General features: G+C 44.6%; 18 protein-coding genes and 2 tRNA genes. 15 read left to right on the top strand and 5 right to left on the bottom strand.

Features of this window, described 5'->3' with window-relative positions; all coding sequences use genetic code 11:
* Positions 1–58 precede the first annotated feature (58 nt).
* Together RT422_RS07470 and RT422_RS07465 are read left to right on the top strand one after the other, a co-directional pair.
* Positions 59–148, top strand: a tRNA-Ser gene (locus RT422_RS07470).
* Positions 149–251: 103 nt separating this feature from the next.
* Positions 252–328, top strand: a tRNA-Arg gene (locus tag RT422_RS07465).
* Positions 329–429: 101 nt separating this feature from the next.
* Here RT422_RS07465 and RT422_RS07460 read toward each other — a convergent pair.
* Entirely contained in the window at positions 430–567 is a 138-nt protein-coding gene (locus RT422_RS07460) for a hypothetical protein (protein WP_180949412.1), read from the bottom strand.
* Between the two features lie 86 nt (positions 568–653).
* Here RT422_RS07460 and RT422_RS07455 point away from each other — a divergent pair, with 86 nt between their 5' ends.
* A complete protein-coding gene (locus tag RT422_RS07455; RefSeq protein WP_282842342.1) occupies positions 654–1,277 on the top strand; it encodes an RDD family protein in 624 nt (207 codons plus the stop codon).
* Here the strand turns inward: RT422_RS07455 and RT422_RS07450 are convergent, their stop codons facing one another.
* Positions 1,278–2,183: a farnesyl diphosphate synthase gene (locus RT422_RS07450; protein WP_313421843.1), complete on the bottom strand. Its 906-nt coding sequence runs from the start codon at positions 2,181–2,183 to the stop codon at positions 1,278–1,280. It abuts the gene before it with no gap.
* Between the two features lie 101 nt (positions 2,184–2,284).
* Positions 2,285–4,105 (bottom strand): acyl-CoA dehydrogenase C-terminal domain-containing protein, encoded by a 1,821-nt coding sequence (locus RT422_RS07445; protein ID WP_313421841.1) that lies wholly within the window; start codon positions 4,103–4,105, stop codon positions 2,285–2,287.
* Between the two features lie 387 nt (positions 4,106–4,492).
* On the opposite strand from RT422_RS07445, the gene RT422_RS07440 reads away from it, so the two are divergent.
* The 4 genes from RT422_RS07440 to RT422_RS07425 all read left to right on the top strand — a co-directional run bounded on the left by RT422_RS07440 (position 4,493) and on the right by RT422_RS07425 (position 9,024).
* Entirely contained in the window at positions 4,493–6,274 is a 1,782-nt protein-coding gene (locus RT422_RS07440) for an ABC transporter ATP-binding protein (protein WP_284034821.1), read from the top strand.
* 142 nt (positions 6,275–6,416) lie between these two features.
* A complete protein-coding gene (locus RT422_RS07435) occupies positions 6,417–7,055 on the top strand; it encodes a MarC family protein (RefSeq protein WP_007117140.1) in 639 nt (212 codons plus the stop codon).
* 357 nt (positions 7,056–7,412) lie between these two features.
* On the top strand, positions 7,413–7,718 hold the full coding sequence (locus RT422_RS07430) for a hypothetical protein (RefSeq protein WP_050324585.1): 306 nt from the start codon (positions 7,413–7,415) through the stop codon (positions 7,716–7,718).
* A 148-nt stretch (positions 7,719–7,866) separates the two neighbouring features.
* Positions 7,867–9,024: a 5-(carboxyamino)imidazole ribonucleotide synthase gene (locus RT422_RS07425; RefSeq protein WP_313421871.1), complete on the top strand. Its 1,158-nt coding sequence runs from the start codon at positions 7,867–7,869 to the stop codon at positions 9,022–9,024.
* 79 nt (positions 9,025–9,103) lie between these two features.
* On the opposite strand, the gene RT422_RS07420 is transcribed toward RT422_RS07425, so the two are convergent.
* Both RT422_RS07420 and efp read right to left on the bottom strand, forming a co-directional pair.
* Complete coding sequence (locus tag RT422_RS07420) at positions 9,104–10,333, bottom strand: toxic anion resistance protein (protein WP_007117136.1); 1,230 nt, start codon at positions 10,331–10,333, stop codon at positions 9,104–9,106.
* A 291-nt stretch (positions 10,334–10,624) separates the two neighbouring features.
* Positions 10,625–11,197, bottom strand: a complete 573-nt coding sequence (gene efp, locus RT422_RS07415; RefSeq protein WP_007117135.1) for an elongation factor P — start codon at positions 11,195–11,197, stop codon at positions 10,625–10,627.
* Positions 11,198–11,351: 154 nt separating this feature from the next.
* Between efp and epmB the strand changes: the two genes are divergently transcribed.
* The 8 genes from epmB (at position 11,352) to RT422_RS07375 (ending at position 22,230) form a co-directional block, all read left to right on the top strand.
* Complete coding sequence (epmB, locus tag RT422_RS07410) at positions 11,352–12,353, top strand: EF-P beta-lysylation protein EpmB (protein WP_201665639.1); 1,002 nt, start codon at positions 11,352–11,354, stop codon at positions 12,351–12,353.
* 154 nt (positions 12,354–12,507) lie between these two features.
* A complete protein-coding gene (locus RT422_RS07405) occupies positions 12,508–14,271 on the top strand; it encodes a hypothetical protein (protein ID WP_313421837.1) in 1,764 nt (587 codons plus the stop codon).
* A 225-nt stretch (positions 14,272–14,496) separates the two neighbouring features.
* The gene (locus tag RT422_RS07400; RefSeq protein WP_313421835.1) at positions 14,497–16,686 is read left to right on the top strand and encodes an EAL domain-containing protein; all 2,190 of its coding nucleotides are present in this window, start codon (positions 14,497–14,499) and stop codon (positions 16,684–16,686) included.
* 42 nt (positions 16,687–16,728) lie between these two features.
* Positions 16,729–17,169, top strand: a complete 441-nt coding sequence (locus RT422_RS07395; RefSeq protein ID WP_096489366.1) for a c-type cytochrome — start codon at positions 16,729–16,731, stop codon at positions 17,167–17,169.
* Between the two features lie 84 nt (positions 17,170–17,253).
* Positions 17,254–18,213 (top strand): AAA family ATPase, encoded by a 960-nt coding sequence (locus RT422_RS07390; protein WP_313421832.1) that lies wholly within the window; start codon positions 17,254–17,256, stop codon positions 18,211–18,213.
* Between the two features lie 95 nt (positions 18,214–18,308).
* On the top strand, positions 18,309–19,325 hold the full coding sequence (locus RT422_RS07385) for a DUF58 domain-containing protein (RefSeq protein ID WP_313421830.1): 1,017 nt from the start codon (positions 18,309–18,311) through the stop codon (positions 19,323–19,325).
* The gene (locus RT422_RS07380; protein ID WP_313421828.1) at positions 19,295–21,388 is read left to right on the top strand and encodes a DUF3488 and transglutaminase-like domain-containing protein; all 2,094 of its coding nucleotides are present in this window, start codon (positions 19,295–19,297) and stop codon (positions 21,386–21,388) included. Before RT422_RS07385 ends, RT422_RS07380 begins: the two co-directional genes overlap by 31 nt.
* A 59-nt stretch (positions 21,389–21,447) precedes the next feature.
* On the top strand, positions 21,448–22,230 hold the full coding sequence (locus RT422_RS07375; RefSeq protein WP_239743236.1) for an SIMPL domain-containing protein: 783 nt from the start codon (positions 21,448–21,450) through the stop codon (positions 22,228–22,230).
* Positions 22,231–22,311: the final 81 nt, after the last annotated feature.

The following is a 22,311-nucleotide window of genomic DNA, read 5'->3' as shown; positions in this document are numbered from 1 at the left end:
TTAATGGCGACATTGACTAAAATTATTGTACGGTGTTATAGATAAGTAAGAACAATTCGGTGACGTGGGTGAGTGGCTGAAACCACAGCCCTGCTAAGGCTGCATACGGGAAACTGTATCGAGGGTTCGAATCCCTCCGTCACCGCCATTTATTGAAGCAAAATTAGTTTTAAAATTATTTAAAATAAAGTTTGACAAAATAAATATTCTAACTTACAATAGCGCCCACTTCAAACGAAGACATTAGTTAAGCGCTTGTAGCTCAGTTGGATAGAGCATCAGGCTACGAACTTGAGGGTCGGGGGTTCGACTCCCTCCAAGCGCACCACTAATTACTTTGTTAAAATTAATCGCCACTCTTTGAGTAAGGCGATTTTTTTTATGCCTTATTTTTTTATACCTCATATTACTCGGCGGGTTATTTTGCCGTTAGCTCTCCCTTGTTTGCCAAGGTTGCCTGTTGCCTAAGGCATTTTCATCCCATTTATGTTGATCTGAGTTATGTTTATCCCAGTTACGTTTATCTGAGTCATGCGCTGATGGGTCTCGAGTGAGTGTTTGAGTCATAGCCTTTTGGTTGTATTTAGGCTACAATTTCGTTTAATTGCTACCATCATTCGCCCGCTATACCTATGCCTAAGACCAAAATCCCAATGTTAAAAACACCTGAGACCAGCAGCCAGCCGCAATCCATGCAATCAGTGCCATTGCAAGAAGAACCTGTGATGGCAAAAGCGGCTACTCGGCTGATTGCTATGCTGTATGATGGTATGTTGATTTTGGCGATGCTATTTTTTGTGCAGATGCTGCTTATTGTATTGGGGACTAAACTGCTAGGTTTGGCAGGGACGGATATGAAGCAGGCGGCGACATTACCGCTATGGTATCGTAATGTTGTGCAAATCCCTGCTTTTGTGATTATCTTGGTCGGATTTTATGGGGTATTTTGGCGTAAGGCAGGGCAGACGCTTGGCATGCAGACTTGGCGGCTTAAAACCATGAACCGTGATGGCTCATTGCTAAGTTGGCGGCAATCGATGATGCGGATATTAGCCGCGTGTTTATTGCCGGTGGTCTGTGGGATGATAGGCTATCTCATCCACCAGTCAGTGGGTGCGCTGTATTTTAGTATGTTTATTGGGCTATTGTTTAATTATTGGTTCGCATGGGTCAATAAGCAAGGACTGGCGCTGCATGATTTGCTGTCAAACACCGTGACTATGAAAATGCCAAAAATTAACCACGAAGGCTTGTTTGCTGGGTTTAGGAAGAAATAATTACTTGTCTCTCGCCCACAACCAGTCTGCCAAATCGACCAAATAGTTATCATCGCCAAATTCAGCAATCACCGCATTTTTAGCGGTATCAAATAAGCTTTGCGCGTAAGTCTTGGCAGCTTCCACCCCCAGTAATTTGACATAAGTGGATTTATCCAATTTTTCATCACTGCCCGCAGGTTTGCCAAGCTGCTTGGTATCGGCAGTCACATCCAAAATATCATCTTGTACTTGGAAAGCCAAGCCAATCTGCTCGGCAAAGCTATTGAGTGCTTGCCGCTGGCTGTCAGTCGCGTTGGCACAGATGGCACCCATCAATACTGACGCTTCAATGAGCGCGCCTGTTTTGTCACGGTGGATGGCTTCAAGCGCAGTTTGGCTAAGCTGTTGGTGTTCGCCATTTAAATCCAGCATTTGCCCCATGACCATCCGCCGTGCCCGTGGCGCAAACGTGGCAGAAAGCGGAGTAGCAAACTCACTGTTTTCACCAAAATACGTATGGGTCAAGGCTTCAAAAGCCAAGGTCTGTAGCACGTCACCGGCAAGCATGGCAGCGGCTTCACCATAGGCGATATGGGTGGTAGGGCGACCTCGGCGCAGCGCATCATCATCCATACAAGGCAAGTCATCATGCACCAGCGAATAGCCGTGTAGACACTCCACCGCCATCATGGCACGGCGCACGTAATTAGATAATTGATGGGATGGGTGGGCAAGACTGTTGTCGGTTTTTACCGTGGCAAAAGTTGCTGCAACCAGTAAAGGACGTACCCGTTTGCCGCCATTGGTCATCGCGTATAGGCTTGCTTCATGCAGCGGCGAGGGTAACTTGCAGGCTTGGAGGTAGGCGGGAATATCCGATTCTAGTTGGTCAATAACTTGGCGCGAAAAAGCAGTAAATTCCATAATCAATTCTTTTGTATATGTTAAAATTTTGAGCAATAAAAAAGCTGCCCCCATTAAGGTTGAGCAGCCTTTTTGCAAAATGGCGCAACAAGTTTAACCCATTAGTCTAGGAAATTAAAGCTATCTAAATCCATCGCCATTAACTCGCTTGGTGCCAACATGCTCTCTGAGTGACCTGAGGCACGTGGCAATAGTTTTTCAAAATAGAATTCAGCGGTTTTGATTTTGGCTTCATAGAATTCTTTGGTTTCGCTACCGCCATTTTTGAGTTTATCATACGCTACCGCCGCCATGCGTGCCCAGTGATAGCCCATGATGACATAGCCTGAGTACATTAAGTAATCATCGGATGCCGCTGAGACGATTTCACGGTCTTTACGCGCCGTCAACATGATACGTGTGGTAAGCGTATTCCACTCCGCACAATATTTGGTCAATTCCCAAACGAATTTACGCATCCCTTTGTCTAGTGCGTATTCACTACACCATTTCATGATATTGGCGGTGTAATCCAGCAGCACTTTGCCTTTTGATTGGATTAACACTTTACGACCTAGGAGGTCAAGTGCTTGTACGCCTGTGGTACCTTCATACAAGGTTGAGATACGCGCATCACGGGCGATTTGTTCCATGCCCCATTCTTTGATATAGCCATGACCGCCGTAGATTTGCATACCGTGTTTGGCGCATTCAATGCTTAGTTCAGTTAAGAAGCCTTTAAGTATTGGGGTATAAAAGCCCAATTTATCATCCCATTTGTGGAACGCAGCATCGTCACCGAGCATCGCTCCTTCAAACATCTTGTCAGCATAGCGTGATGCGTGATAAATCATTGAGCGCGCGCCTTCTGAGAAGGCTTTTTGGGTGAGTAGCATGCGCGCAACATCGGCATGATGGATAATCGCATCAGCCACTTGGTTTGGCTCTTTGGTACCTGATAGGGTACGCATTGAGCGGCGTTCTTTGGCGTAGGGCAATGAGTTTTGGAAAGCCAATTCCATATGCGCTAAGCCTTGCACACCTGTACCTAAGCGGGCAGTGTTCATAAAGGTAAACATGGCTTTTAAGCCTTTATTCGGCTCACCGATTAAATAGCCTGTCGCATTATCAAAGTTGAGTACCGCAGTTGCTGATGCTTTGATACCCATTTTGTGCTCAATTGAGCCACAGTTAACTGGATTACGCTCACCAATGTCGCCGTTTTCTGTGACCAAGAATTTTGGCACGATAAATAACGAAATACCCTTGGTACCTGCAGGCGCATCGGGTAGGCGTGCTAAAACGATATGCACGATATTTTCCGTTAGGTCATGTTCACCGGCTGAAATAAAGATTTTGGTACCACTAATCTTATAAGTACCATCTTCTTGTGGAATGGCTTTGGTTTTAACTTGACCCAAGTCGGTACCACATTGTGGCTCAGTCAAACACATGGTGCCTGACCAACGACCTTCTACCAAGCCTGGCATATAAGTGGCTTTTTGCTCGGGGGTGCCGTATTGCATGATGGTATTCATACAGCCCACCGACAACCCTGGATACATGGCAAATGCCCAGTTTGCTGTGCCCATCATTTCACTTTTGATGAGGTTGACAGACATTGGCATATTCAAGCCACCAAATTCTTCAGGAAACGGTATGGCTTGATACCCAGCTTCAACGAACATATCATAAGCTTCTTTAAAGCCTTTTGGCGTGGTGACAACACCCTTGTCAAAATGGCAACCTTCAGCATCGCCTGATTGGTACAGTGGCATCAACACATTGCTACAATAATCTGCAAAGCTCTCAAGCATCATATCCACGGTTTCAGGATCGGCATTTTCACCAGATTTTAAGGTTTTATAGTGTTCGGGATAATTAAATACTTCATTGGTTAAAAAGCGAATATCACGCAGGGGGGCTTTATATGATAATGGCATACGCTGAAATCCTTTTAATAGGCTATTAACTAAGATAAAAAGGGAAAGGTAAAAAGAAGTCCGCTCAGTATAAAGGTATTTCCCCCTAAAAGCTTCAAATCATAATAAATATTCATAAATAATACTTATTATCATAAAATTATTTTATGATTGTGTGATGCAAAGCTTCGCATGGACAAGAATGCAACAATTACCAACTACCTTAAACGCACTCGTTTTATTTAAACTTTGCCAAAGATATTAAACAACCAAACGTATTGAAAAATCATTTGTGAGCCACTCTTGCCAAATCTTCCCAATCCATCCCCTAATCCATCGCTCCCTGACACGTCGACACTGCCAGCCAAACCTGCACCGACATCACTCAACAAACGCGAACGCGGCGCCGTGCTGTGGTCAATTATCAAAAAATTATCCGTTTTTGCAAAACCTTATCACTCATTAATCATAGCGACGTTGCTACTTACGGTGATTGGTTCATTTGCCGCACAGGTCAATGCTTTTGTACTGCGTTACACGGTCGATCATTTAACCGAGATTGTCAAGCTCAGCGAGCCGTGGCAGGAAGGTGCCAAACTGCTCACGACTATTAGCATCGTGCTACTGCTCAAAGAACTGTTGTACGCGGCAATCAGCTTTGGACAGCGCTATTTTGGTGAAAAAATCCGTATTAATTTATCCCGGGATTTATCGCAAAAAGTCGTAGAGCGCATTTTAAGTTACCGCATGGGGTTTTATACCCATCCTGATAACGACAGTGGTAAGCTGCAGACGCGCATTGATTTGGGTGTCAGTAGTCTCACGCGCTTGGTGCAAAACTTTTTTATTGATATGTTGCCGTTATTTGCCAATGCGATTGTAGCGTTGGTAGTGATGTTTAGCGCCAATGTGTGGGTGGGGATGGTAGGGCTGGTGATTGTGCCGATTTATTTTTATATCAGTCAAAAACAAGCCACGCGCTTGCAAGGCTTTCGTCGGCAGATGCGCCATTATCGGGAGAGTAAAAGCGAGCAAATCATTTCGCTCATTAACGCTATTACCGTGATCAAATCCTTTGTCCGCGAACCGATTGAAGCGCAAAAACATTTTGCCATTCAAAAAGAGATGACCGATAACCAACTCAAAACGCGCGGTATTGGCTTTGGCTATGATGCACTCAAAAGTTTTATCGAGCAGATTGGTGTGGTGGCGATTATTATTTTAACCGCGTATTTTGTGCTTGATGGGCAGATGACCATTGGCATGATTATGTTTCATGTGTTGTTGTTTCAAAACGTAGCATCGCCGATTCGCCAGTTGCATCGTATCTACGATGAGGTGAATGATGCGCTGACTTATGCAGAAGGGTTTTTTGATATCTTAGAAGATGATAGCCAAATCGAAGCGGTAGGCGGTGTCAATCCTGCGATGGTGCAGGGTGATATCGAACTTCAGCACGTCGATTTTGTTTATCCCAACGGCAACCAAGCCCTGCAGGATGTCAGCTTTCGCATTCGGCGCAACCGAATTACGGCATTGGTCGGGCTGAGTGGCGCAGGTAAAAGCACCATTATCAATCTGTTGGTAAAATTTTATCAGCCCACGCAGGGGCAAATTTTGCTCGATGGCAAGGATTTGCAAGATTATGATACCCATGAGCTACGCCAACACATCGGTTTGGTGTTGCAAAAAAACCATATTTTTGGCGGGACTATTGAAGAAAATATTCGTTATGGCGATTTAACGGCCAGCCAAGCCCAGATTGAGCAGGCAGCAATACAAGCCTCTATTCATGAACAAATCACCCAGCTGCCCAAAGGCTACCAAAGCGAAGCCAAATCCTTGTCAGGTGGACAGCAGCAGCGTATTGCACTGGCACGTATGTTTCTCAAAAATCCGCCAATTGTCTTTTTGGACGAGCCGACTGCAAGCCTAGATGCCATTGCCAGCCAGCAAATCAAGCGCAGTTTGGATTTAATCAAACAAAATCGCACGGTGATTATCGTGTCGCACAATATCGCGCAGATTATTGACGCTGATGATTTGGTGGTCATCGAGCAAGGGCGCGTGGTGGAGACAGGCACGCATGATGAACTGTATCGCAAGCAAGGCAAATACTATGAGATTTTTAATGCCATGTCCGATAGTTTAAATCTTGATAAAATCACCCAAACGTTAGAGAGCCATTAATTTTGGGCTTATGGTGCAGGCTTAGCCTGCGTACTGGTGGCGCTAAGCGAATTAACGCCGTAACCCTGCTGACTTAAATTTATGCTACCATAACTGTTTTGTCATATTTACCCAACTTCACCTAACAAGTTAGTTAATACTCATGGAATCTCAAGTCTTAAAAATATTTTTGGCACTGGTGGTACTGGTCAATCCATTTGCCGCGTTATCGTTATTTATTGATATCACCAAAGACGCCAATCGACAACAAACTCGCAAAGTTGCACTGATTTCAGCCATTACCGTGTTTGTGACCATCGCGATATTTTCGTTGGCAGGCGAGCCTATCTTAAAGGTGCTGGGGATTTCGCTTGGGTCATTTCGTATCGCAGGCGGTATCTTGGTATTGATTATTGCCATTGGCATGATGAATGGCGCTGGCAATGTTGCCAAACCGCATGTCGGCAAGTCAGGGGATTTAAATGGGGTGGCTTTTCAAGGGGCGGCATCTGCCGTGGTGCCATTGACGATTCCAATGGTGATTGGTCCTGGTGGGATTTCTACCGTGATTATTTATGCCGCGAGCGGGCATAGTTATTTTAATATGCTAGCGATTATCACCGCAGGTTTGATTATCAGTATTATCACTTATCTAAGCTTTATGGCAGCGGGGCAGGTAAGTCGTTTTTTAGGTGATACCGGGCTTAATGTGCTCAATCGTATCATGGGGATGCTACTTGCAGCCGTTGCAGTGGAGATTTTTGTTGGCGGCTTAAAAAGCGTATTTCCGCAGTTGTTGTAAGTTCACCGGGTCGCTAAATCGGGTCGCTCAATAATTTATTACAGCAACCCTCAATCATTAAGCATTGTAGTCGCTGTGTTAATATCATAAATTATGCTTGATTTTTACCGTGAAAGTCGCCATTTTAATAATCATGCAAGATGCCAAAACCTGTTAATAAGCTGTCAACAAGCTTCTAAAAAGATGCAAGCGTTAAACCATGCTAAGTTGATTAAAGCGATAAGACAGGTTGACTACCATGGTTACTAATGCAGTTAGCAGTTAATAATTACGAATGTAGTTAAGTAGTTAACAAGATAGTTCCTAACATAGTAACCAAAATAGGCACTGGGGCGGATAAAAGATAGAGGAGCGACGATGCAAAAAGATGCAAAAACAGATTACCAAAGCCTACTGCAAGCGGCAAAAGAGGCCAAAGCAGAAGCGATGATGCTGGAGTTTATTGAGCAAGCTGACGGCAAAATGGTACTACGTACCTCGAATGACGAATCAGAAAACTTGGTAAGTATTGAATTTTCTGACAAAGTGAAAGAACTGTTGGGGGATGATACCCAGTTGATTGGTCAAAGCATGATTCATGCTGCCATTCAAACCTTAATGCAAAAGCAGCTCTCGCAGTGGCATGCCAATGTGTATGACGAAGAACCCGTGCATTACAGTTAAGGTGTATTCGCTGATTTTCTGAGCCCATAAGACTAAAGACTTATGGGTTTTTTTGTGCTTGGATTTTTTATTTGTGGGCAAATCCTTTATAATTAGCCATAATTTTTCTTCTGTGTTTCACTTATCAAAAAGAGCCGCCACCATGCCTATGCAAACCGCCAATTTTTATACCATCAATCATTCCAATTATCCTGTCAAAACCATTGGGATTTTAGGTGGCGGACAGCTAGGTATGATGTTGGCGCAAGCGGCGTTGCCACTGGGCATTCGCTGCGTGTTTTTGGAAGATAGTGCCAATTGCCCTGCACGCTTACTGGGCAAAGTGTTTAGTAGCGAGCAATTTGAAGATTTTGCCAAAAGCTGCGATATTTTTACCTTAGAATTTGAAAACACCCCGCTCAAACCTGCCCAGTTTTTGGAATCGACCAAAACCTTGTACCCATCGTCATTTGCGCTATCAGTGGCACAAGATCGGTTAAATGAAAAAAACTTGTTTAACCAATTAGATATCGCCACCGTGCCTTTTATGGCAGTGCATAACAAAGCCGATATCCAAGACGCCGCCGACAAATTGGGGCTACCCTTGGTACTCAAAACCACACGCGGGGGCTATGATGGTAAAGGGCAGTTTGTGGTCAAATCCGCTAACCAAATTGACACCGCGTGGGCAGAACTTGGTGACGCAACCAAAACAGCGCCGCTCATTGCCGAAGGCTTTATTCACTTTGAGCGCGAAGTATCTATCATTGCAGTGCGCGCCCAAAACGGTGAAATTCGCTATTATCCGCTCGTGCAAAATGAACATAGCGATGGTATTTTAGCCAAATCAACCGCACCTGCACCCAATGTTGATAACCTCACGGAGCAAGCCCAAAGTAATATCAAAAAATTGCTCGAACATTTAAACTATGTGGGCGTGTTGACGTTAGAATTATTTGTGACTTCTGAAGGCGGCGCTGAAAAATTGCTAGCCAATGAAATCGCACCCCGCGTGCACAACTCAGGGCACTGGAGTATTGAAGGTGCGGTAACCAGTCAATTTGAAAATCACATGCGTGCGGTGGCAGGGTTGCCATTGGGAGACACAGCCATCGTCAAACCCTCTGTCATGCTGAACGTCATCGGAGAGTACCCAAAACTGGACGAAGTCCTAGCCATCGCTGGCGTGCACGTGCACAATTATGATAAAGAAGAGCGCGAAGGTCGAAAAATCGCTCATATCACTGTCATGCCGAGCGATAGCAGTCAACTGAATAACACGGTCGCGCAAGTGGTTGCAAAATTACCCAATAAATTGTCTGACTAAAGCCATGTAACTAAAGCTATGTGTCAGCAAACACACCGCAATCATCCGTGAGGTTGCGCATAGTCAAATCAAACGGGGGTTAAAGTTTGATATTACCCAATTTCTCCTCATCAATTTGCAGCTCGTTGGCAACTTCACTCACCGTTTGGCGATTGGTGCGGTCAAGGTAGGTTTGTGCGCGGTCAACTTCTTGGGTAAGTACATGGAGCGTTTGCTGCATATTGCCCAGTGCTTTAACTTTAAAGACATCAATCGCATGCATGGTCTCATAGATGTGGTTAAAGGATTTTTGCAGTTTTTCCAAGTCCACTGAACTGCCACTGGCTTGCTCATGCAATTGCGCGGTTTGGCGTTTGAGCATGACTGACGTTGACTCAATCAAACTACTGGTCGTTGAGTTAAGCGCATTGATTTGGTCGAGTACCAATTTTTGACTGCTCAGCGCTTGTGACACCATCACCGCAGTACGTAGCGCAGCAATCGTTGTCGTCGTGGCACGGTCAACGCCTTTAATAAGCTCTAAGTTATTTTTGCGAATCATATCAAGCGCCAAATACCCTTGGATGTTCACCGCCAGTTGGGTCAAAAAATCCATGTTTTTTTGGCGGAGATAAAACAGCAATTCTTCTTTGACTACGCGTGCTTTTTCAGGGTCAGTGGCTTCAAGCTCACCGATTTTTTGCTCTAGACGTTCATCAATTTTTTGACCGACATAAATATATTGACGGAGCGACTGCATCAGTGCCCACATATTGACCTTTTCTTGCTCAATGCTGGCATTGTCTTTCATCAGTTCATCTTTGCCGTGATACAGGCTTTCGATGATGGCATTGATATGGTTTTGCGAAGATTGGTATTTACGAAAATAATCTTGTACGGATTTGCCCATTGGGATGATGCCCAAAAATTTGCGTGGACTTGACAGCGAACCTTGTCGGCTTGGATCTAGGTCTTCGACCACGCTGCGTAGCTCAGTCAAGGATTTGGCAATCGGGGAGTTGTCAAATAAGGCTTTATCCATGCTTTTGGCAGGACGATCAAGCATGCGATTTGCAATCTGCGCGGAAGCGCGAATTTCGGCACTACCTAGCTGATGAATGGCTTTGACTTTCTCATCGAATACAGACGTGTTGACAGGGGTTTGTAATACATGCATCACAAAATCGTTCACTTTGGCATCAAGTTCAGGCACTTTGGTTAGGTCAAGTTTGACCAGTTGGTCGGCTTCGTCTTGTGGCACAACGGCAACGGGTTGCGGCGCTTCAAGGGTGATGACAGGGCTGGTTTCTGGCGGGGTGAGTTCTGGCATGATATATCCTTGAGTTGTCTATATTGGTATTTGTATATTAACTTGCCTTTTAGTTTGTCTTGGTATTTTAGCGGTTTGAGCTAACGCTAGTTTGATTATCTTGGTGAATTATTTCATTTGTTGTTCTATTTGGGTAATCATTTTTTCCATGCGCGTTTGACGAATGATTTTTTTATGATGCTACGTCAGTGTGACAGCGTAACAAAAAATTTTTCAATCACATGTTAAAAAATAAAAGCCCAACAGTTAGTTGGGCTTTTATTTTTTCAAAATTCTTGGTAATAGAATATATTATTGTACCCGTGATAGGTATTCGCCAGTGCGGGTATCGACTTTGATTTTTTCGCCTTGTTGGACAAATAATGGCACACGTACGACTGCGCCTGTTTCAAGGGTTGCAGGTTTACCGCCGCCACCTGATGTATCGCCTTTTAGACCTGGGTCAGTTTCAGTAATCACTAACTCAACAAAGTTTGGCGCGGCAACGCTTAAAGGCACACCATTGAATAGGGTAATGGTACATTCTTCGTTGCTATTTTCTTTTAACCATTTTGCCGCATCGCCCATCGCATTTTTGTCGGCTTGTAGCTGCTCAAAGCTTTCTGGGTGCATAAAGTGCCAGAATTCGCCATCGTTGTATAGGTAGTTCATTTCAGTATCAACAACGTCAGCGCCTTCAAGGCTATCGCCAGATTTAAAGGTGTTTTCTAATACTTTACCCGTTTTTAGGTTACGCATTTTGACGCGGTTGAATGCTTGACCTTTACCTGGTTTAACGTATTCATTTTCTAAAATTGCAAAGGGGTTGCCTTCGTGCATGACTTTTAAGCCAGCTTTAAATTCATTGGTTGAGTAAGTTGCCATAAAATTTCCTAATAAGGTGTTGCGACTAAAAAATAACCGAGGTAAATCAAATCTTTGTATAATAGCCAATTTGCATAAATGCGCTACCTACGCTGTAACCCTATCCGCAACAGGCGTTATCAGCAAGCGGCATTGACAATTGGATAAACACTATATGATAAACTATTTGGCGACACAAAAAAACTGGCAAAATGCGTTTTCTGATACCATCACGAGCTTTGCTGAATTGGCGCAAGCATTAGATTTGCCGATAGATAGCTTTGATAGTCAGGTCGGTCAATTTCCCCTCAAAGTGCCACGCCGCTTTGTGCAAAAAATGGGGAAAGGCGATATCCATGACCCGCTGCTTAAGCAAGTGTTGCCGACGTTTCAAGAAACGGTACAAGTCACCGGCTTTGTCACCGACCCACTCGATGAACAACACGCCAATCCGGTCAAAGGCATCATTCATAAATACGCATCACGTGTGCTGATTCCTGTCACCGGGGCTTGCGTGGTCAATTGTCGCTATTGTTTTCGCCAGCACTTTGACTACCACGAGAATCTACCGACCCACAATGATTGGCAAGCCATCAGTGCCTACATCACAGCGCACCCCGCGGTTAATGAGGTGATTTTAAGCGGCGGCGACCCGTTATCGCTGAGCAACCGTCGTTTATTGGAGATTTTCACCACCCTTGAAGCACTACCCCAAGTGCAGACCATTCGTATCCATACCCGCGTACCTGTGATGATTCCTGAACGCTTAGATGAGCCGTTACTTGCGCGATTTTCCAACAGCCGCTGTCACATCGTCATGGTCATTCATGCCAATCACCCCAATGAAATCGACCAAGAAACGCAAATATTTTTGGGTAAGGCAAAAAAAGCGGGTGTTACGTTACTTAACCAAACCGTGCTACTCAAGTCGATTAATGACGATGCAAATACGCTTGCAAGCTTGAATGAAAAATTATGGCAAGCGGGCGTATTACCCTATTATTTACATGTGCTTGATAAAGTTGCCGGGGCGAGCCACTTCTATATTTCAGATGAGCAAGCAGTCGCTCTGTACTGGGAATTACTCGCCAAATGTGCCGGCTACTTGGTGCCAAAGTTGGTACGAGAGTTGCCTAATAAGCCATTTAAAACGCCCGTTGACTTGTATAACCACTAACATATTTTGAAACACAACAACTAAAATAAAAGATTATCTGTTACTTATCTGATAAATAGTACAATTATCTTAAATATCTAGCTAAAACCTGGCTTTTGTGTTACTTATTGTTGTTAAATAAGTCGAAAAATGTTGTGCATTTTGGTGCAAAAAAATGGTTACGGATCTCACACTAGACGATTTCTTACAGCGCATAAACGATATACCGACCAGTCCTATTGAACTCAAAGTTACCCAGGATTCGTTGCAGGATACGACCGATTGGCAGATACAATTTAATCGTATGTCGGCGTGTGAGATGTATGACGAATATAAATTCGTGATAAACCAGTTGATGTTTGCCGATATTGACGATGTCAAACGCTTTTCATTATTTGATGAGGTTAATAAAGCCGTCAGCGTATTACTTGGCAAATTGCGGGTGAATTACCAAACCCAGCCGGGGATTTTGGATGAAGAAAAACAGCAAGGCTTAGATACCGTGCTATCAGTGCTTTATCTAGGCATCATGTTTTACCATGTCATCTGGCAACGGGCAGCGGCTCGACCTGAAGTGGCTGAGAAAAAAGGCATCATTAGCCTATTTCGCCAAACACCTCAATCACTTACCTCCACTCAAGTCATTCAGCGCTCCCTCTACAGTACCATGCTATTACTGCGCCAATCGCTGTTTGAAAAATATATCGGCTATCGTAAAGATACAAAGGTGATTTGGCAATATCTGAATGCCTGCTATCGATTTGCGGTCACTAATGATTGGCAGTCTATCTCCTTGCCAATCAAACTGCATTCTGCCAATGAGTATAACAAACAAGGTGCACCGCTATCGATTGAGGAAATATATTTTCATTGCTTGACGGTAGCGGTTACCAATCCGTATGCTTGTCGGCGTGCGGATATTGTAGCCATACAAAAAGTAAGTACCCAGTGGATTGAAGCGCTAATAATTAGCAAAGACTTGCTAGAAAAACCTTACCTGTATATTGATTTAGAAGGTAAGCAGCCCCCCAAACTGCTAGAAATCGATGGTACATTCAATCCCTTTGCAGCAGCCAGCAATTGCCTGTTTGTCATGTTTAGCCGGTTGTTTAAACACTTACATCAAACCATCAGCCAAGGTCAAAACAGTAGCGATGCTGAGATAAAAAACAGCGCGCGTCAGGCCAAATTGGTATTGAATAATATCCAAGATGGGTTAAAACCAGCGGCACACTATCATCAGAACCATTCAAAATGTGAAGTGGTACTTGGATTTAATAATATCCATTACATGCTTGCGAATAAAACCAGTTTGGGCAATCTCATTCATGCCAATGAGTTGCCTGAGCGGTTAAAACCCAAAACTCAACATACTGAGTATCTTAAAAAATCTACCGTTGTGGAGCTGAACAAAGAAAATCCCCAATCCATGTGCCTGTCGCATGTGTTTAGCTATGCCAATCAACTCGTTGACCCATATCCAAGCAGCAGCCGTGGCGATAGCTATCATCCGCTGAGGCAATTGCAAGTCAATTGCTTAATTGCGCTGCGAAAGGTTAATGGCGCAAAAACTTGGCAGCTCGGCTACATCAAAGACAACCGTCAAGGTTTTATCGATACGCCAACCGGTCAACCCACCAACAAGACCTACTTAGAAATTGAGGCACAAGTACAAGTGCATTGTCAAAATGCCATTCCCTGTGGCGTGCGCTTTCAAAATGCGGGTGGCCGTCAGCCACATTTTGTTGCGGCATTTATTATCCCTAGCGATCCAAACAACGCTGATACCCAGCCCCGTTTGCTGATGGCACGCTTTGGCTACCAAGTGGCAGACAAGCTAGTGGTGCGTATTGAGAGCAAGGAAATTAACGTGCGTCTGACTGAGCTACTTGATATGACTGATGATATCGAAGAATACGCTTTTGTAAGAATTCCGTAAACTTCTAACCGCTAAGAAATGGTAACAAAATCTGCCATTTTAACTCTAACCTATTAAAAATAAAAGATTTTCATATCCTTGTAGCCGTTTTGAAAGATTAATCATATAATAAGAAATTGAATCTAATATTATAAATAATTTATCAAACAGTTCGCTTATAATAGCTTGCACATGGCTCTATAAACCAAGCGTTAATGGGCAAGCGTTTAATGGGATAGTGAATCGATGCAAAAACACAACCAACTCAATCTGTTAATCATTGATGATAACCAGCTGTATGCCGAGCAGTTGGTTGGGTTATTAGAAAAACATTATTATAGACAGGTTAATTTAGGATTTTTGGATGCCAAAGACGAGCTGATAAAGTTATTGCGCCAGTCTTGGGACATTATTTTGATGGGGAATGCGTATGATTTATCGTTTAAAGACGTCAAAGAGATTTTAAAAGCTCACGATGCTCACATCCCCGTCATCGCTCTGTTGCCTGATGACGCGACTGATTACCCAGAGGCATTAACTGCCAATGAGCAAGCCCAGACGCAGCTTGTTAGCGACCCTGATAAAACTCATAAGTTATTACCTTTATATACCTATTGGGGTGCAGCGGATGCTTTGCGCAAAAATAAGTTACTGCGCATGGCCATTCGTATCTGCCGTGAACACGAGTATCATAAACTAGGACGCGAGCTTGAGCGCCTAAAAATGGTATTGAGCGATGCCGAACAGCGTGCCAATATTCTTATTAAAAACTCCAAGAGTGCAGTGGCTTACATTGAAGATGGTTTACATATTTATGCCAATGAGCCCTATCTTGAAATGTTTGGGTTTAAAACGCTCGATGAATTGATGGGGATACCCGTTGTTGACTTGATTGCGCGCAACAATATCCAAGATTTTAAAACGTTTTTAAAAGACTTCGAAAAAGGCAACCGTAAAAACGTCGAATTTAAGTTTGAAAGTGTGAGAAAAGATAATACTACCTTCGCGGCTAAGCTGCAGTTAGCGGCTGCTACCTATGACGGTCAGCCGTGTCTACAAGTCATTATCCAGCCCAACGAACAAGCCAATAGTGCTGAGCTTGCCAAAAAACTTGAGGCGATGGAACGCATTGACTCAATCACAGGGCTATTTAATCGCCATGGTTTTGAAAGACTGTTTAACCGACTGCGTGACGTGATTGTTAAGCAAAACCTATCTGTGGGTTTGATGGCGCTACGAGTCGATAATATTGGTAAAATCCATGCCAGTGTGGGGATTGAAGGGATTGATGGGGTGGTAGTTGCCGTTGCCAATATTCTTGAGCAACATCTCACCGAGATTGTTGGGGTAGAGCGGGTGAAAAATGGCTATTTGAGCCGGTTTAATGATAGCATGTTTATGATAATTATCCCTAATATGCGACAACAAGATTTGACAGCGTTAGGACAAAAATTGGTTGCCGATATTAATAGCACCATTATTGAAATTGGTCATCGTACGGTTAAGACCACAGTAACCATTGGTGCAACCTTAGTCAACGCCAGTGCACCTGACACCAATAGTATTATTAACCGTGTCATCCAAGCCGTCGGCATGGCGACCAAAGCCAATAAAGACAGCAACGACGATAAAGATTTATTCTATCTATATGACCCCAGTAGTTTTGCCAGCAGTGATGACAGTGCGCTGTACGAATCGCTACGTGATGGGCTAGAACACAGCAAATTTAAATTATTATATCAGCCGATTTATGACGTTGAAAACGATGTCAGTAACATGTTTGAGGTGTTTCTACGTCTGCCGCTAGCAGATGGTAGCTTAATGGCACCTGATAAATTCTTAGAAGTGGCGACCAGACATCAGTTGATGGATAAAATCGACCGTTGGGTATTGATTCAAGCCTGTAAAGATTTAAAACGTTACCGTCATGAGGTCGATGCCGGCGCCCGATTATTAGTGCATTTAAGCGCGATATCACTAGCAGATGCTACCTTGCCAAGCTTTATGAGTCGATTGATGCAAGCATTAGGTACCAGCGAGCAGGGGATATTGACATTACAGTTCAATGAAACCATGGTAATGGATCATCTAGCGGTGGCAGCCAAACAAAGTAATGAGCTTAACCAAATGGGTTGTCACCTAGGTATCTATAATTTTGGCTCGGCGGTCAATGCAATGGAAGTGTTGGAATTTGTCAAACCACAGCTGGTACGACTCGATCGCAGCTATATCAAAGATTTGAGCAACAATGAAAATGTCAATACCGTGGCAACGGTGGTGCGCGAAATCACTGAACGCGGCTCCAGTTGTTTGATGCCTTTTATTGAAGACCCTGCTGCCATGTCAGCGGCGTGGACAGTCGGTGCGCGTTATTTGCAAGGGGCATATTTGCAAAAAGCGAGTGACACCATGCACATCGAGACTGAACCAAGCTAAATCCAAGCGCTGAATTTATAAGATAAAAACGAGTTAGTCAAAATGCACCAAACAATCATTCATAAATCAAACCGATTGCCTATGCTAGGATTGGGTCTTTGTATCGTCATTGCGACAGGCTGTCAACATCAGCCACCCGCTCAGCGCCCAGCAGTTACCTTGCCCGTTTATAGCCAAGGGGATGCCGATAACGGTAAAAAGCAATACGAAGAAGCCTGTCTCAAATGCCACAAGCTGCAGCCAGGAAATAACGAGAAAGGCCCACAATTACTGCGTATTTATGGGGCAAAATCCGCCTTATTAACCGATTATCAATATACAGACGCACTAAAAAACAGCAATATGACGTGGACAGCGGAAAATTTGGATAAATATATCGCCCATCCAAAACAAACCATCGCAGGAACGCGTATGCGTTCTGACCCGATTACTGATGCCAAAGTCCGCCAAGATATTATTGCTTATATTTCGACGCTTCGTTAAATCGCTTTGTCGTTATGCCTTTAAGCGATATTTTGAGTTAACATGATTGATAAACAAAATTTAAACCTTTAAAGGATAGACCACATGGTGATGGGTAACTTAGACAATCAGCCGTTACAACAACGATTGCAAGCCATGCTGGTGAGTATTAATGATATCGTGTTGGATAAACCTGAGGTGGTGAAGCTAGCGGTTGCTTGTTTGTTAGCCAATGGTCATTTACTGCTTCAAGATTTACCAGGAATGGGTAAAACCACGCTAGCGCACGCGATTGCCAACCATTTGGGGTTATCGTTTAATCGGGTGCAATTTACCAGCGATATGCTACCTGCCGATATTTTAGGGATTTCGCTGTATAAAACCGATACTGGCACGTTTGAATTTAAGCCAGGCCCAATATTTTGTCAGTTGTTACTTGCCGATGAAATTAATCGCTCAAGCCCAAAAACCCAATCTGCCCTGTTAGAGGCGATGGAAGAGCGGCAAGTGTCGCAAGATGGGGTAACGCGAAAACTCCCTGAACCTTTTTTTGTGATTGCCACCCAAAACCCGACGCAGCAATCGGGTGTGTTTATTTTGCCTGAGTCACAGCTGGATCGGTTTTTGATGTGTTTATCGCTGGGTTATCCCTCGGTTAATGCAGAGCGAGAGTTGCTACTCGGTAAAGATAGACGTCAAATGCTGAGCCAAATCACTCCCATGTTAGATACCCAGTCATTGCAGCAGGCACAAGCGCAAGCCAAAGACGTGTATATCGCAGATGTTGTGATTGACTACTTACAGCGATTGGTAGCAAAAACGCGTGAGAGCCGAGACTATCATGGTCTATCTACCCGTGGTGTCCTAGCGCTCAAGCAAGCGGCACAAGCCTTTGCTTATTTGGGTGGCTACAATGAAGTGACGCCAGAAGATATCCAAGCGGTATTTGCTGCCGTTGTCGATCATCGCTTGGGGCAAGCTTTTATCCCATTTAATCATTTGGGCGGTGAGCAGCCCCAATCGATTGCGACCCAGTTGTTACGCCAAGTGCCAGTAATGGTGTAAACCATGATGTAAACGTGTTTTAGCGTTAAAAAATTTCTCATTGCTGTATTTTTATTATTTGATTAAATTATCCCAATTAAGAGCCCACGCCTATCATGTTTGCCATTCGCCAGCGACTTGAAAACTACTTGCAACCATGGTTTAAGCGTCGAGCGCCGATTAGCCGCGACATCACCCTCAACCTGCGCAACGTATATATTTTTTTGAGTAAAGAAGGGATGCTGTACGCTTTTTTACTCATCATTACCTTTGTCGCAGGGATTAATTATGCCAATAATTTGGTGTTGGGTTTGTGCTTTTTGTTAGGTAGTCTACTCGTGGTGACCATCCATTATACCTTTGCGCACTTGGCAGGGTTACAAATCAAACTGGTGGATATCAGCGACACGCAAGTGGGTGACAAAGTGCAAGTGCGACTGCAAATTAGTAGTGAGTCAAGGCAGCCGCATCGGCAAGTTCGGTTAAGTTTTGCCAACAACGCCTTCGATTTTAAACAGCCGATACACCGCAAACCCAATGCACTGTCCGCACCAAATGATTGGCTATTGGTCAGTCAAATACAAGCGCCGCAACAGGTGAGCTTATGGTTAGCAGCCGACAAACGCGGCAAATTTGTGTTACCCAGACTTACGGTGAGCACCGTATATCCCTTAGGGATTTTGCAAGCTTGGTCGTACGTGTTTTTTGAAGGACACGCGTGGGTGTATCCTGCGCCACTGAGCTATGAGATAAAAGCCAGTCAGTTTGTGCCATCTGATGATGAGCAAACCGCTGCCTTACACACCCAAGCAGGGCAGGAAGATTTTGACCAGCTGGATAATTATGTCCCAGGGGAATCATTGGCGCGTATTTCGTGGGCGCATGTCGCGCGCGGGCAAGGACTCATGTCAAAACGTTTTGTGGAGAGTGTGGGGCAGCAGCAATTGCTGGATTACTATCAGATGCCTGCGGTGACGCATGAGGAAAAACTCAGCCAGCTGCGCTACGGGGTGGATAGTTTGAGCCAAAGCCAAATCGCTTTTCAATTGCGACTGCCTGATGGTGAAGGCGCAATAGGTGAAGGACAAGCATTTCGTCAGCAATGTTTGCTAAGATTGGCAAAAACGCCATGAGTCGCCCTAACCCAAATCGCGCCAGCTTAACTTTATCTGCGCGCCTAAACCAAATCTCAGCGTATCAGTGGATATTGCTATCTCAACTGCTGATCGTGGCTTTTCACGTCAAAAATTTACCCATTTGGCTATCGGTGTATGCCTTTTTTATTATCATCTTTCAATTGCAACCGCTGCGACGTTGGTTGCCAAAAGCCTTGTATCGCCCGCGCTCATTACAGTTGATACAGTACACAGGATTCATTGCAAGTTTGGTGGGACTGTATTTGACCTATCGTACTGCCTTTGGATTGGATGTCGGTATCGCGTTTTTGCTATTGTGTGCCGTCAGTAAGCTACTAGAATTGCATACCAGGCGTGATGGCTATGTGGTGCTGAGTTTATCACTGTTTGTATTGGCAGGGCTGTTGTTAATCAACCAAGATTTGATGACAACGCTACAAGTGGCGATTGGCACGATGGTCGTGCTGTTTGCCATGATTGCGCAAAATGATGATGGTACAGGACGCTACCGCACGCTCGGCTTGTTGGTCGGTCAAGCGATTCCTCTGACCATTATTCTGTTTTTATTTTTTCCCCGATTGCCGCCGCTATGGTCGGTGCATTTGAGCGGCGCGCAAGCAAAGACCGGCATGTCAGATAGTATGTCACCGGGCGATTTTGCCAACCTCAGTCAATCGACTGAATTGGCGTTTCGGGTGGAATTTGGCAATCAGCAGCCAAGCCAACAAAATTTATATTGGCGCGGTTTGGTATTTTCTGATTTTGATGGCACCACCTGGCGAGCCAATCCTAACACCTCGCTTTGGACGCCCGATCAGCCGATTGCTGATTGGTTATTGCCAACCTTAAAGCTGAGTAAACGCTTTACCTTGGCTGTCATCCCTGATTATCGGGTGATTTTGGAGCAGACGGGACAAAATTGGTTGTTTGGGCTTGATTATCCGATAACCAACCAAAGAGGCATTGGGCTGACGTCGGATTTTACCCTGCGGTATTGGGACACTGTCAATCAGCGTTTCACTTATCAAGTGCATTGGTTAGATGATGCGCCTATCAATTTAGCCTTATCCACCCAGCAACGTCAGGTCAATTTAGCATTGCCAGCAGGCGGTAATCCGCAAAGTCGCCAATTTGCCCAGCGACTCTATCACCAAGCAGGCGATGACCCAATTGCCTATACCAACGCCATCGCCCAATGGATGCGTAGTCAGCAGTTTCGCTACACCTTATCACCCCCTACCTTGGGTAGTAATCGCATCGATGATTTTTTATTTGCTACCCGTGCAGGGTTTTGTGAGCATTATGCGTCAACTTTTACTTACCTCATGCGAGCGGCAGGTGTACCTGCTCGGGTGGTAGCAGGGTATCAAGGTGGGCAGTTAGGGCGTGATGGCAAAAGCTGGGAAGTACGGCAAATGGATGCCCATGCATGGAGCGAGATTTGGGTGCAAGGGCGCGGCTGGGTGCGTGTAGATCCTACGGGCTTTGTCGCACCCAATCGGGTCGAGCAGGGTATGGACACTGTCACCCAAGACGCTGGGGCAAAAATGTTTGGTGAGGGCGTGGCAGGGCAAATTAGCTATCAGCAGTTTCAAATGCTGCAGCAAGCGCGCCGCTTGTTTGACCAAGCTAGCTACTATTGGCAACGCGATGTGGTCGGCTATGACCAAGACCGCCAGCGGTCATCGCTGTTTAAATGGCTGAATATCCAATCTGTCTATCAGCAAGTGATGGTGATGTTTTTGACCCTTGTGAGCGTCCTTGCGCTATTTGGATTGTGGCTGTGGTGGCGTCGTCGCCGGGTGTGGGATAGACATGATTGGATTATGATACAGTTATCCAATCGCTTGGCAAAAAAAGACAAAACGCTTGCCAGGCAGGATAGTGAAGGGGTGCTGGCTTGGCTTACTCGACTTGAGCTAAAAGTCACCGATAAGGCAGCCATTCAAGCACTTGCCGCGCTATATCGACAAATCCGCTATCAGCAGCCCATGGATAACAAACAGTCCATACGGCAATTAGACAATTTGGCAAAAACCATCGCGCTAAAAAAACATTAATATTCAATATTTGTTTGCTATACTCTATAAGATATAAATAGATATAGGGTTCACGAGAGATGAATAATTTACCTACGCCACCACTACAAACCGATAATAAAAACTCATTACCCTTGATTATCTTTGGCATTATTTTGGCACTCGGTCTCATCGCCGCGGCATTTGTACTCGGCACGCAGTTTAAGAATCTAAAACAGTCCGGTACAATCACTGTCAAAGGCTTGGCAGAAGCCCCGTACAAAGCCAATCTTGCCCAAATCCAAATGGGCGTCAGCGCTTGGGGACAAGACTATGCAGGTGCACTCGCCAATGGTAAAAATGACTTTAAAGCGCTGCAGCAGTTTGTGGCGAGCAAAGGCTTTAGCGTATCTAGTCAAAATGTCACGCCCATAAGCGTTGAGCCGTATAATGAAGACTATGTGGATGAGCAGGGACAAACCCGCACCCGCCAAAATGGCTATAAAGCCACGCAAACGCTGTCAATTAGCAGTCAAGAACTCAATAAAATCACCAATATGCTCGCTCAAGTGCAAAATTATCGTATCAGCCATGAATCCGTGACGTTTGAAAAGCCACAATATCTACTCAATGACCTTGAGAAAATCAAGCATGATTTGATTGCCAAAGCCACCGATGATGCCAACAAACGCGCCGAAGAATTTGCCAAAACGGGTCATGCCAAAGTGGGGGTGATGCGCTCAGCGTCGCAAGGGTCGTTTAATATTTTGGATGCGCATAACCCTGATACCGATGATTCGGATTATGGTGGGACGTATGATAAAGATGGCGTGGATAAATTGGTGCGACTCGTTGTCACCATTGATTATGCGATTGAGCAGTAATTCAAATTTCCATAAAAGCTTATAACCTGCAATCTTGCAGGTTTTTTTAGGTTAATATTATTTTTAATCTTTGGCGCTTTC

Origin of the sequence: Moraxella sp. CTOTU49803, assembly GCF_032097965.1 — a bacterium.
In the GTDB taxonomy this organism is placed as follows: domain Bacteria; phylum Pseudomonadota; class Gammaproteobacteria; order Pseudomonadales; family Moraxellaceae; genus Faucicola; species Faucicola tetraodonis.
The sequence above is the reverse complement of the archived record's forward strand: the minus strand, read 5'-3'. Positions and strand labels throughout refer to the sequence as shown.